Source organism: Sulfitobacter mediterraneus, assembly GCF_016801775.1.
GTDB lineage: Bacteria > Pseudomonadota > Alphaproteobacteria > Rhodobacterales > Rhodobacteraceae > Sulfitobacter > Sulfitobacter mediterraneus_A.
The window spans coordinates 143,852-156,914 of sequence record NZ_CP069004.1 but is presented as its reverse complement, the minus strand read 5'-3'; the positions used below and the strand labels follow the sequence as shown (position 1 = coordinate 156,914).

The following is a 13,063-nucleotide window of genomic DNA, read 5'->3' as shown; positions in this document are numbered from 1 at the left end:
GGCGCAAGAAAGATCACCGGATTTGACGCGCCGCATTTGCGGCACGTCATCGGGGGTAAGATTGCGGGGCCGCTCATGCTGCGGCCGCTTTCGATTGACCTGCGGCTGCTAGGACAAAATCGGCGGCTTTCTGCGCCTCGGACGCCGCACGAAAAATCGCCCGTTTGTCCTCTTTGAGCGCTTTCAACCAACCTTCGACATAGGCGGCGCTTTGGTCGAATTCCGGCGCCACGCCAATCTGGGCAACAAGGAAACAAGCGCCGATTTCCGCCACCAACTCCTCAAAGGCATAGGCTTCGCGGTTCGCAAATTTCTTGATCCGCTCCAGCCGCTTTTCGCTACCGGTCCAATGGATTGATTCATGGGCAAGGGTCGCAAAATACCCTTTCGCACTATGAAAGGTCGCTACGGGCGGCATATGGATGTGATCTTTGGCCGGGCTGTAATAGGCTCGCGGCTCATCGGTGGTCACGATCTCCGCACCCGTGCGAGCAAAAAACGACTCAAGCTCGGGATCGGCCTCAGTGCCAAGATCGCGCGGGGCCTCGGGCCGGATGTAGTAATCCTCCGGCAAACCTTCGATCTGATCCGCGTTGAAGACGCGGTAAGCGCGCGCATAGGGCAGTTCTTCCTCAATGCCCAATTCGTTCTCTCGGGTGAACGTCCCGTATTTGACCACGGTCGACGACGTTTCGCCTTTGCGGACTTGGCCGCCCAGCTCTTGCGCCTGCTTGTAGGTCATCCAGCGGCTGGACACATAGCCATTCTTGGCGGCCATGACCCAGAGCATCAGGATGTTGATCCCGCGATACTCGTCGCCGTTGTGCCGTGTTGGCAAGGCAATACCGGACGCGCTTCCGGTCCACGGCTTGCGCCACGGCGGCGTGCCTGCCTCGATCTCGGCAATAATGGTGTCGGTGACATGGGCATAAACATCAAACTTCGGTGCCATTTGTGGCCTCCTCGATCAAAGTGACGCGGGTGAGGCTTCGCGCCCCCTTCCGCCGATGGGCTGCGCCTCGGCCACCTGATCTGACCGAATACGCATGTATTCGGCGGAACAGAGTGGGAGAGGGCAAAGCCCGACCCACGGCCCTGAACGGGGCTGTCAATCGGCCACATTTGCGAAGAAAATGTCTGCGCCAAAATCAGACGCCAGTTTGCCCCGCGAGGAATGGCTCGCCCGCGAGACAGGGGAAATTGGTGGCTGATTTTGGGGATGGACTATGGTTGACCGCCACGGTCAGGGATGTTGGGCGGACCAAACAAAAGGAATGATGCCTGGACCGGGGTGAGCGGGCCAACGGCCCGTTGAGCCTCGGTCCAGTCTACTGGGAGATGTTGCCCGCGCGCTTAAGCGCGGGTTCCTCTGAAACCATGCGATACTTCCCAGGCCGCGCGCGATACAAGGCCAAAGCAATCCCTCAACCCGCTGACAGAATTACAAGATATCGCAGACAGTCCGCTGAGTATATGGTTCTTAAATGTAGACCCATCCTTTAGGTTGAACTAGACTTGAGCTATGACAAGCGAATCGAACAGTCTTTCACGATGGCAGCAGGATCGCCGTGCATTCATTGAGCACAGGGTCTTTTGGCGTGGACGTGTCGGCCTTGCGGATCTGATGGATGTTATGGGCCTCAGTCGGGCTCAAGCTTCGAAAGACCTCAATAGCTACATCAATGATCATCCCGAACACATCATCTACGATAAAACGGCCAAGACCTACGTTCTGGGCCCGAAGTTCGAAGAACACTACACTGCGCTTGATCCGTCAGAGTATCTTGATGATCTCCTGTCGATCTCACGGGGCGGTTCAGTCCCCGCTGCAGACTGGATTGTCTATCAGCCGGACATTCTGGCAACCACTGTGCCTGGGCGCGGACTAAGCGCGCTAACACTTCGCAACGTCTTATTAGCCTGTGAACAGGGCAAAGAGCTGCAAATAAGCTATCAGTCGATGTCGTCCCCCGATCCAGAAGATCGCGTTATCATTCCTCATGCCCTCGCCCATGACGGATTTCGTTGGCATGCGAGAGCGCTATGCTCAAAAGACCAGGTCTTCAAAGACTTTGTTCTCGGACGCATACTGAAAAGCGCATTGGGGGAACAATCAGATGTCGACGCCGGTACAGATGAAGACTGGCACCAAACAATAACGCTCAAAATCGCACCGCACCCTGGCCTGTCTGAAAACCAACGCAGGATTGTCGAGCTCGACTATGCAATGAATGACGGGGCGGCAGAACTTTCAGTGCGAAAGTGCTTGTTGTTCTACAATCTAAAGCGGCTTGGCCTTGACGTTGATCCTAGTATCCGCGCCCCACAGGATCAGCACATAGTTTTGATCAATGACGGAGAAGTCCGCGCTGCTCTCGAAAGGGGGCGGCGATGAGTGCTTTCGCGAGACAAGACTACAAGATGTCATTCAGCACCGGCGGGCTCTTCCTGAACGAAAGCCTGGAAGTCGCGCGCTTGCATGAAGACGGTGAAGCTTGGGAAGACACAATTCTCAGAGCCATGGAGGACGGCACAACCAGCCTACCGAAATCAGCATCGAACCGTCGATCGTTGCGCGAAATTTCTAACCGCCTGCTTACTCTTACAGATGAGGAACGCGCTTACCTTGTGGAAGAGGCGGACCGTTCCGAACAGCAGGCGATGTTGTGGATCGCCACATGCCGCGCATATCGGTTCATTCGTGAATTTGCGGTGGAAGTAGTGAGAGAGCGATACCTGTCTTACCAACTCGATCTACCGCTCGAAAGCTTTGACATTCTTTTTGAGGCAAAAGCTGAATGGGATGAAGGACTGGCCGGATTAAGTCGGTCGACCCGCCTGAAACTTCGTCAAATCATGTTTCGCATGATGCGTGAAGCCGGGATCATTTCAGAAGATGATCGCATTCAAACCGCGATTATTTCCACACGTTTGAAACACTTGATTGAAGAACACAACCCCGGCGAACTGGCCATTTTCCCCAGCGTTCCGGTCGAGGGAGCCTAAATTGAAACGAGAACTAAACCGGAAAGAGCGGGCCGAGCACCTCTACCGCGTGATCACCAGCGAACGTTTCCTGACCAAACAAGGCCTAGGGAATGAAGTGCCATTTTTCATCTACCCCTTTCCCGCCGAGGAAGGGCTCACCATGGTTGAGGATCGTGAAAACCTTGTGACCCGCATCGAAAACTCCGGCACTCGAGTGTTGGACCTGAACCTCTACGATCTCGCGCTCGACATACTTTCAGTACGCGGGATCTTAGAACAGGTTCTCGAAGTTGAGGCCGACAGTAGCAAGGGTGAGATCAAGGAACTTCTACAAGGCGTCTTGGACCCACAGGCTCACCTGATCCCGCGTATTGGCCAGGCGATCCAAGCGACCCCACATGACGTCATTTTCTTGTCAGGCGTCGGTGAGGTATACCCTTACATCCGTTCTCACAACGTGCTGAACAACCTCCAAAGCACTGCGAAAGAAGCACCAACCGTTCTCTTCTTCCCTGGAAGCTACACTCATGCTTTGGCGACTGGCGCGTCATTGGATCTCTTTGGTCAGCTTCATGACGACAAGTATTACCGCGCCTTCAACATTCTGAATTACGAGGTCTAAGCCCATGGCCCAGTTGCTAAAAGACATTTTTGAGAAACCCGTTGATCGCGCCATTGACGGCGTCATCAAGGCCGACGACGAGGCAAGCCTTCGTATCGAGCTCGACGAGTACGTCATCACAGGGGAGATCGGCCAACGGCTGGAGCAGTTCCTCGAAGCCTACAACAACTATGACACTTCAAATGGCGTCTGGATCTCTGGCTTCTTTGGCTCTGGTAAGTCGCACTTGCTGAAGATGCTGGCTCTACTGCTTGAAAATCGTGAAGTCGACGGCAAAACCGCTCACGAGATCTTTGCCGAAAAGCTCAAAGGCGAGCCAATGCTGGCAGGCGCACTCAACAAGGCCGTTTCCATCCCGTCGAAGTCGATCTTGTTCAATATCGACCAGAAGGCAGATGTGATCTCGAAAACGGATGTAGATGCGCTTCTGTCTGTCTTCCAAAAGGTCTTTGACGAAGCCTGCGGCTTCTATGGCAAACAGCCACATATCGCGCAATTCGAACGCGATTTGCAGGGGCGTGGGCAATTCGAGGCCTTCAAAGAAGCTTTTCGAAGCGCTGCCGGGAAAGACTGGGAACGCGGTCGAGAACAGGCGCTGCTGGAAGCCAAGAATATTGCGACAGCGTTTGCAGAAGCAACCGGTGGTGATCCTTCAGATGCAAAAGACATCTTGAGCCAATACCGGAAGGACACACGCGTCTCGATTGAGGACTTCGCTGGCACAGTCAAAGCTTGGATCGACGATCAGCCCAAGGGCTTCCGGCTCAACTTCTTCGTTGACGAAGTCGGCCAGTATATTGCGGACAATGTAAAGCTCATGACCAACCTGCAAACCATCGCAGAGAGCCTTAACACCAAATGCAAAGGGCAGGCTTGGATCATAGTAACTGCGCAGCAAGACATGGCGTCGGTTATCGGCGACATGACGCAACAGCAAGAGAATGACTTCTCCAAAATCCAGGCCCGCTTCAGCAACCGCATGCCGCTGAACTCGGCCGATGTCGCCGAAGTGATCCAGCGCCGCCTCCTCGCCAAGACGTCGGAAGGGCAAGTAACGCTTGGCAACCTTCATGACCGCGAAGAAAACAACCTCAAGACCCTGTTCGATTTTGCTGACGGCTCGATGAAGCTCAAAAACTACAGGGATCGCGACCACTTCATCTCAAGCTATCCTTTCCCCCCCTATCAGTATGACCTCTTTCAAATGGCGATCACGTCTTTGTCGGAGCACAACGCATTTGAAGGCAAACACAGCTCGGTCGGTGAGCGGTCGATGTTGGGCGTTTTCCAAGAGGTCTCGAAGAAGCTGAAAGACAAAGAAGTCGGAGGGTTGGCCACTTTCGATCTCATGTTCGAAGGGATCCGCACCGCACTAAAATCTTCGGTTCAACAGAGTATTCAGATTGCCGAAAAAAATCTGGACGATCCTTTTGCAGTTCGGGTTTTGAAATCCTTGTTCCTCGTCAAATACGTCAAAGGCTTCAAACCGTCGGTTCGAAACATCGGAATTCTGCTGCTGTCTGAGTTTGAGGCGGACCAGACGGGCCAACGCCGCAAGATCGAGGAAGCATTGAGCCGTCTGGAAAGGGAAACCTACATCCAGCGGAACGGTGAGGTCTATGAGTTCCTCACCAATGAGGAAAAGGATGTCGAAGCGGAAATCAAAGCCCTCGACATAGACCCTTCTGAGCTCTCGAAAGAACTCGAAACCCTCGCATTCGATACCATTCTGCGTCATCGCAAGATCAAGCATCTCGCAACGAATAGCGAATATGCCTTTACCCGGAAACTCGATGATCACGCGGTTGGTCGCGAGTACGAACTGGCAATCAATCTCGTTTCGCCCCTCAGCGACGAGGTTGAAAGCCCCGATGGCATTCGAATGAAAACCATGTCTCGGGAAGAGCTCGCGGTTACCATGAAACCAGATGCCAACTTTGTCCGCGACCTGATCCTGTTTAAGCAAACGGACAAGTTTATCCGTCAGTCCCGCAGCGGTTCTCCGCAGCCCGGCCGCGACCGTATCGTCGCAGAAAAAGGCGAACAAAACGGTCGCCGCGCAAAAGACCTTGAAATGCGGCTTCGCAAGTTGATGGGAAGCGCCCGACTTTTCGTCAGGGGTGACGAATTGGAGATCGGTGGAGAGGATGCTCAAGAGCGCATCAGCAAGGCGTTCCAGTCCCTGGTCGACAAAGTCTACACCAATCTCCCGATGCTGCGCGGCGTCAGCTATACCGAGGCCGATATCAACAAAGCGGTACAATCGGAAAGCGGGCTCTTCGGTTCTGACGGCACAGGTATCAACGAAGCCGAACAAGACGTCCTCAGCTTCATCAACGCGCAGGCACGCAATGGGGTGAAGGTCTCCGTCAAATATCTGGCTGATCGGTTCACATCCAAACCCTACGGCTGGCCAATTACCGCAGTCCTTTGCCTTGCGGGCAGCTTGGTCGCCAAAGGCAAAATCGAAGCGCGCGTCGACAGCGCCATCAAGGAAGGCTTGGACCTTGCCAAAGCGTTGAACAACAGTCACGCGCTTCCGAACATACTATTGACCCCTCAGACGGAATTCTCCGCTGCAGAAATTCGTCGAGCGAAGGAACTTTATCAGGAGCTCTTTGCGCACCCCTCATCGGGAACAGATGCGCGTGGTTTAGGTGCGGAATGGGCTACAAGCATTGATACGCTCGAAGCCGAGGTAGACGGTCTTATTCGCCAGTCACACCGCTACCCTTTCCTGACCGCGCTCGAGCCGTTCCATGAACTGCTGCGGGGCATGAAGGGCAAGCCAGCGAACTGGTATATTTCCGACGCGCCCAAGCGCGAGGATGACCTTCTGAACGCGAAGGAGGATATCCTGGACAAGGTGAAATCCTTCATGGGGGGTGCACAAAAAGGTATCTACGACGATGCCCGCGATATGCTCGCCAGCCAATCTGCCAACATCGATTATGTCGATCCTGATGCCGGGGCGAAGCTGCGCGCCGCATTGGAGGATCCGGGCTGCTTTAAGGGGGCATCCATCCAGAACCTCAAATCCGACCTGTTTGATCTGAAAAACAAGGTCGAACTCAAGGTGCTTGAGGAACGCAAAGCCGTCATCGCAGAGGTCGAAGACGTCTCTGCCAAAATCGCACAAATGCCGGACTTCCAGACACTTGATCCGGACAAACAGGCCCGCATCACCGCCCGCATTGAAAGCCACAAGGCAGGTCTCGACACGGTCACGCTGATCCCCGTGCTGCGCGACCGTGCCAATGGCGCGCGCACCAACCTGCTGTCGGACGTTGTCACCGAACTCGACCGCCTCGCGCGCCCGGCTCCTGCACCCGAGCCACAGCCCGGCATGTCGGACCGGCCAGCACCCGCACCGCAGCCCCCCACTACGGTCCTCGCCTCGCAGCTGAAGGTTACAGCCCCCAAAACGCTGCTGACTGATGAGGCCGACGTCGACCAGTACCTTGAAGAAATGAAAAAGACCCTGCTGGCCGAAATCCGCACGGGTAAGAAAGTTATTGTGTAATGGATACCAACGCGCTCAAAAAATTTGCCCAGTCCGCCCGCAACCTGCTGATCGATCAGGTCGCCTCTAAGCTTGACGTCGTGCTGGCTGATGGCAGCGCTGCACGGCGTGAGGCCCCCAAAGCCGTCAAAGACCTCGAAAACGCCATCGCGCGCGACAGCCGCCAGCAAGTCATCGAACAGGTCGCCTACATCTGGTTCAACCGCTTCACCGCCCTGCGCTTCATGGATGCCAACGGCTACACGCAGGTCCGCACTGTCTCCCCCGCTGACGGGGCCACGCGGCCGGAACTGCTGTCAGAGGCGATGGCGGGCAACATCCCCGACAATGCCCCTGCCACCATCCAATCCCTCCTCGACGGGCGCACGCCGTCGCATGATCCACAGGCCGAGGCTTACCGCCTCCTGCTCGTCCACACCTGCAACCAGTGGCACGGCCCCATGCCGTTCCTGTTCGAACAGATCGACGACTACACCGAGCTGCTGATGCCCGAGGATCTGCTGTCGCAGACGTCCATCCTTGCCGAACTGCGCAAGGTCATGACCGAGGACGCCTGTCAGGACGTCGAGATCATCGGCTGGCTCTACCAGTTCTACATCTCGGAAAAGAAGGATCAGGTCTTCGCGGGCCTCAAGAAGAACCAGAAGATCACGGCCGAGAACATCCCCGCCGCGACGCAGCTCTTCACCCCGCATTGGATCGTCCGCTATCTGGTGGAGAACTCGCTGGGGCGGCTCTGGTTGCTGAACAATCCGCAGAGCGGGCTGGCGGCCAAGATGGACTATTACATCGCGCCCGAAGAGCCAGAGACGGACTTCCTGAAGATCACCAAGCCCGAAGAGATCCGCATCTGCGATCCGGCGGCGGGCTCGGGGCACATGCTGACCTATGCCTTCGACCTGCTCCACGCCATCTACGAGGAAGAGGGCTATGACGCGACCGAGATCCCCGCGCTGATCCTGACGCATAACCTGACGGGGGTGGAGATCGACGACCGCGCGGGGGCACTGGCGGCCTTTGCGCTGGCGATGAAGGCGGCGGGCAAGTTGGGGCGGCGGCGGTTCCTGCGGATGGAGGCCAAGCCCGACATCTGCGTGTTGCAGAACGTGGCCTTTACCGATGCCGAGATGCAGGACGTGGCCGCCGTGGTGGGCAAGGATCTGTTCACCGATGAGCTGCGCGAGACGCTGGGACAGTTCGAGCAGGCCAAGAACTTCGGCTCGCTGATCGTGCCGAAGCTGCGCGATCCCGCGGAGACCCTGCGGGTGGTCGAGGCGCGGGATTTCGGCGGCGACCTGCTGCTTAAGGAAGTGCAGAAGCGCGTCATCGCCGTGCTGCGCATGGCCGAGGCGCTGTCTCCGAAGTATCATGTGGTGGTGGCCAACCCGCCGTATATGGGCGGGCGCGGAATGAATGCTGAGCTTTCCGACTTTGCCAAAATGCACTACGCGGATAGCAAACTCGATACGTTCGCGTGCTTTATTGAGCGTGCCAACTTCTTGGTAAAGTCAAAGGGTTATTCCGCGCTGGTAACCATGGAAAGTTGGATGTTTCTTTCGACATACGGAAACCTGAGGAATAAACTGCTTTCATTTGGCTCGATCAGATCTTTGGTTCACATGCCCTACCTTGGCAAAGGCGGTACAGCGATGGGCATAAGCTTCGGAACAAGTGCGTTTGTATATAAGGCGGCAAGCGATCCAGATTTCTCTGGGAGCTACTCTTGCACTCGTTACTATGAAATGGATGCAGCCTTTGTTCCCTATAGCTTTCCCACAGAAAATGAACGCCTTTCACAGGCATCGACGAAGAACTTTCTTAACATTCCCGGCTCTCCAATTGCCTATTGGGTGAGCGACAAGCTCGAATTTGCATACGGCAAGTTTCCGCAAATCTATGAAAACTCGGTTTCTGAAGGGCAAAACATTACCGCCAATAACGATCGCTACACCAAGAGCATATGGGAGGTTAATAAATCAAAGATCGGCTCCAAATGGAGACACTATGCAAAGGGCGGCGAATTCCGACGTTGGCATGGAAATTTGGACACGATTGTTGATTGGTCTCAGGAGGCTCGTAGTCATTATCGTAAGCACTCCTCAGCAAGGATCATCCCAGAGTATTTGCAGTTTCGGCCGGGGATCACATGGACGCTCGTAACTTCTGGCTCACGCAGTTTTCGAGTTTTGCCAGAGTACGCTACCTTCGACAAAGGTGGTTCGAGCATATTCTTTGAAGATGAAGGCCAGCTTCTACCAACACTGAGCTTCCTTAACTCAAGGGTGGCTAACTTCATTCTAAATATTCTGAATTCAACATTGAATTTGCAGGTTGACGATGTTCGCCGCCTACCTTTTTCAAGCGCCCAGTATCGCGAAATATCTGCATCAACTGAATGCCTTGCTGAACTCAGCAAATCCGACTGGGACGCCTACGAAACCTCCTGGGATTTCACCACGCTCCCGTTGCTCTCACCCGATAACCGCGGCGAGACGCTGGCGGACAGCTACGCCACACTCCGCACCCACTGGCAGTCCATGACGGACGAAATGAAGGCGCTTGAGGAAGAGAACAACCGCATTTTCATCGACGCCTATGGTCTGCAAGACGAGCTGCCCCCCGAAGTGCCGATCGAGGAGATCACCCTCACCTGCAACCCCGCCTATCGCTATGGCGTGAAAGGTTCCGAGAACGACCGCGAAACCCGCCTGTGCGCCGACACCATGGCCGAATTCCTAAGCTATGCCGTGGGCTGCATGTTCGGCCGCTACAGCCTCGACGCGCCGGGCCTGATCCTCGCCAACCAAGGCGAACGGTTGGAGGATTACCTCGCCCGCGTCCCCGAACCCAGCTTCATGCCGGATGAAGACAACGTCATCCCCGTGCTGGACGAGAACTGGTTCCCCGACGACATCACCGAACGCTTCCGCCTGTTCCTGCGTGTGAGTTTCGGCGAGGCGCACTTCCGCGAGAACCTGAAGTTCATCGAGGACTCTCTGGGCAAGGACATCCGCAAGTATTTCACCAAGGATTTCTACGCCGACCACGTGAAGCGCTACAAAAAGCGCCCGATCTACTGGATGGTCTCCTCCCCCAAGGGGACGTTCAACGCGCTGATCTACATGCACCGCTATCGGGGTGACACGGTGTCGGTGCTGCTGAACGACTACCTGCGCGAGTTCATCACCAAGCTGGAGGGCGAACGCGCCCGGCTGGAGAAGCTGGCCGATGATCCGACGGCGACGCAAGGGCAGAAGACCAAGGCGCTGAAGGATGTGGCATCGGTTGCCAAGCAGATCGACGAGTTGAACGAATGGGAACGCGACGTGATCTTCCCACTGGCGCAGCAGAAGATCGAGATCGACTTGGATGACGGGGTGAAGGCGAACTATCCGAAGTTCGGCACGGCCCTGAAGAAGATCGCGGGGCTGTCATGACGGACCGGATCAAGGCGGGCCTAGAGCGGCTGTTCATCGATCACCGGATCGTCTTCTGGTACGACGCCGCGCGCGACATGCGGGGCGAATATGACGCCGTGGATCTGCCCGATGTGGAAAAGGTCGAGATCGCGAATAACGAGTTCGGCCTGAAGTACCGCATGCTGAGGCAAGAGCCGAAACAGAAGTTTCTGGTGTTCCACGACGGCCCCGCGCCCGAGATGGCCAACAATTGGCTGCTGGACCTCTATTTCGCCTGCGGCGTTTTCAAAGCCGATCAAGCGGCGATCTGGCTGGCTGAGCTCGGCCTGCCGCTGCAGTTCGAGGACGTGGTGCGCGACCACATGGAGTTCTACCGCGCCAAGGGCCGCATCGAGGCGCTGAAGCAGATGATCACGCCGTCGGACACAAAGACCGATGTGCTGCGCCGCATGCTGGCCGTCTGCGCCGGGGCTGAAGGTGCCCTCGACACGGTGATCGAGGAGCTGCTGGCCGAGCTTGCAGACGAGCGTGATGACGCCATGCGCCTGATGGAACGGTCCGGTCTGATAGAGTTCTTCTGGAAGCAGGTTGAGAATGCCTATGGCTATGTCAGCGATGCGCCAGATTTCGAGGACTTCGCGATCACCCTGTTCCAGTCCTGCTATGCCCGCGCCTTGGGCGAAGATGGCAAACTGAACGGAGAGGCGTTACTTGTCTTCCGCCGCTGGAAGAACAACCGGCTGGGAGCGAAGGCGTTTGAAACGCTGAGCGGGAAGTACCAGGAAATCCTGCGGATCCCAGAAGACGTGCAAGAGCGAGACATCAAGGCCTTGTGCGCCATCGACCATTTTGAAGAGATCGACCGGCAGATCATTCGGTCTCTGGTGCGTGAGATGGCAAGCCAAACGGTTTCATCGGCCGAGGTGCTGAAGACCGTGCGAGAGCGGCGGCAAAGCCATTGGTATCCGACCTATGAGGATATTTATCAAGCCATCGGTTATGCCACAGAATTCCAGCAGGCGCTGGCTGAGGCGAACCTGACTATGACCTCCCCCGCTGAGGGGGTGAAGCGCTATGTTTCGCACTGGTACAAGATCGACCAACTCTACCGCAAATTCATCTATCATATGCAAAAGAGCGGTCAGTCCTCTCTGCTTAGCGCGTTGTTCGAAAGCGTAGAGAACCGCTACACGACCAACTTCCTATCTGCCGTCAATGACGCCTGGCAAGATCAGATCGCTGGACTGAGCGATTGGAAGATACCGGGATTTGCGCATCAGACCTATTTCTATATGGACCAGGCCGCCGAATTCCGCCGCCGCGATCAGAAGGTGGTGGTGATCATCTCTGACGCGTTGCGCTATGAGGTTGCAGAAGAAGCCCTGCGCGAAATCCGTAAACTGAACCGGTTCGACGCCGATCTAAAGCCGATGATTTCTGCTTTGCCCAGCTACACGCAGCTCGGCATGGCTGCGCTTTTACCGAACAAGGATCTGGAGCTGTCGGAGGACGGCAACGTGTCTTCGTTTGGCTTGCCTACTCAGGGAACCGCTAACCGCGAAAAGGTTCTGGGCATGGGGCGTGCCGGAGACCGTGTCAAAGCCATGAAGGCCGATGATTTCATGAGCTTGAAGTCGGACGACGGAAAAGAGATTTTCCGCGATCATGACATTCTCTACCTCTACCACAACAGGATCGACATCGTTGGCGACAAGCTCGCCACTGAGGAACGCGTGACAGAGGCTGCAGAAGTCGCTGTCGAGGATCTGACCAAACTGGTCCGCAAGCTTACGACGGCCAACTTTTCCAACATCCTTGTGACGGCGGATCATGGCTTCATCTATCAGCACCGGGCATTGGATGAGACTGACTTTTCGGTAGCGGCTCCCGCTGGTGCGGAAATTCTTGTTAAAAATCGTCGATTTATCATCGGGCGAGACCTGGATGCGACATCTGGAATGAAGAAGTTTTCATCCTCAAATCTGGGTCTATCAGGCAACTTGGACGTTCTGTTGCCCAATTCGATCAATCGTATGCGCGTCAAGGGAGCGGGAAGCCGGTTCGTACATGGCGGGGCCACGCTTCAAGAGGTCATTGTTCCCATACTCCGTGTCGGCAAACGACGCGAAGCCGATGTTGAAAAAGTTGAAGTGCAGATCATCGTCACTGGAAAAAGCTTGATCTCTTCCGGCCAAACGGCCGTCACTCTCTATCAAACTCAGCCAGTTTCAGAGAAGCAGCAACAGCGTAATGTTCTTGCTGGGATTTACGCTTCGGACGGCACGCTCATCTCAGATGAGCACCCGCTGACCTTTGACTACACCTCGCAAAATGCGCGGGAACGGGAGCTGCCCATAAAGTTCCTGCTTTCTCGCGATGCTGATCGGTTCAACAACCAGGACGTCTTCCTCAAGCTTCGCGAACGTATCGGCAAAACGAGCCACTTCGAAGATTACACAAGCCACCGTTTCCAACTGCGTCGTGGCATATCGACAGATTTCGACTTTTAAG

At 55.6% G+C, this 13,063-nt stretch carries 7 protein-coding genes; 6 read left to right on the top strand and 1 reads right to left on the bottom strand.

Features of this window, described 5'->3' with window-relative positions; all coding sequences use genetic code 11:
• Positions 1-73 precede the first annotated feature (73 nt).
• Complete coding sequence (locus JNX03_RS00655; RefSeq protein ID WP_203210581.1) at positions 74-952, bottom strand: ArdC family protein; 879 nt, start codon at positions 950-952, stop codon at positions 74-76.
• A gap of 570 nt (positions 953-1,522) precedes the next feature.
• Here JNX03_RS00655 and JNX03_RS00650 point away from each other — a divergent pair.
• From JNX03_RS00650 to pglZ, 6 genes are read left to right on the top strand one after another with little or no spacing between them, the layout of a single operon-like run.
• Positions 1,523-2,395, top strand: a complete 873-nt coding sequence (locus JNX03_RS00650) for a WYL domain-containing protein (RefSeq protein ID WP_231024104.1) — start codon at positions 1,523-1,525, stop codon at positions 2,393-2,395.
• On the top strand, positions 2,392-3,006 hold the full coding sequence (locus tag JNX03_RS00645; protein ID WP_203210580.1) for a DUF1819 family protein: 615 nt from the start codon (positions 2,392-2,394) through the stop codon (positions 3,004-3,006). The genes JNX03_RS00650 and JNX03_RS00645 overlap by 4 nt, the downstream gene beginning before the upstream one ends.
• A 1-nt stretch (position 3,007) precedes the next feature.
• Positions 3,008-3,610: a DUF1788 domain-containing protein gene (locus tag JNX03_RS00640; protein ID WP_203210579.1), complete on the top strand. Its 603-nt coding sequence runs from the start codon at positions 3,008-3,010 to the stop codon at positions 3,608-3,610.
• A 4-nt stretch (positions 3,611-3,614) separates the two neighbouring features.
• Positions 3,615-7,133 (top strand): BREX system P-loop protein BrxC, encoded by a 3,519-nt coding sequence (gene brxC / locus JNX03_RS00635; protein WP_203210578.1) that lies wholly within the window; start codon positions 3,615-3,617, stop codon positions 7,131-7,133.
• A complete protein-coding gene (gene pglX, locus JNX03_RS00630; RefSeq protein WP_203210577.1) occupies positions 7,133-10,570 on the top strand; it encodes a BREX-1 system adenine-specific DNA-methyltransferase PglX in 3,438 nt (1,145 codons plus the stop codon). The genes brxC and pglX overlap by 1 nt, the downstream gene beginning before the upstream one ends.
• Positions 10,567-13,062 carry a BREX-1 system phosphatase PglZ type A gene (gene pglZ, locus JNX03_RS00625; RefSeq protein ID WP_203210576.1) on the top strand — a complete coding sequence of 832 codons (2,496 nt, stop codon included), beginning with the start codon at positions 10,567-10,569 and terminating at the stop codon, positions 13,060-13,062. The genes pglX and pglZ overlap by 4 nt, the downstream gene beginning before the upstream one ends.
• The last annotated feature ends 1 nt before the right edge of the window (position 13,063 follow it).

What these genes read in the sequence shown, in the direction of transcription:
- JNX03_RS00655 (WP_203210581.1), bottom strand. Translation starts at nt 952, where the DNA reads ATGGCACCGAAGTTTGATGTTTATGCCCATGTCACCGACACCATTATT.
- JNX03_RS00650 (WP_231024104.1), top strand. Translation starts at nt 1,523, where the DNA reads ATGACAAGCGAATCGAACAGTCTTTCACGATGGCAGCAGGATCGCCGT.
- JNX03_RS00645 (WP_203210580.1), top strand. Translation starts at nt 2,392, where the DNA reads ATGAGTGCTTTCGCGAGACAAGACTACAAGATGTCATTCAGCACCGGC.
- brxC (WP_203210578.1), top strand. Translation starts at nt 3,615, where the DNA reads ATGGCCCAGTTGCTAAAAGACATTTTTGAGAAACCCGTTGATCGCGCC.
- pglX (WP_203210577.1), top strand. Translation starts at nt 7,133, where the DNA reads ATGGATACCAACGCGCTCAAAAAATTTGCCCAGTCCGCCCGCAACCTG.
- pglZ (WP_203210576.1), top strand. Translation starts at nt 10,567, where the DNA reads ATGACGGACCGGATCAAGGCGGGCCTAGAGCGGCTGTTCATCGATCAC.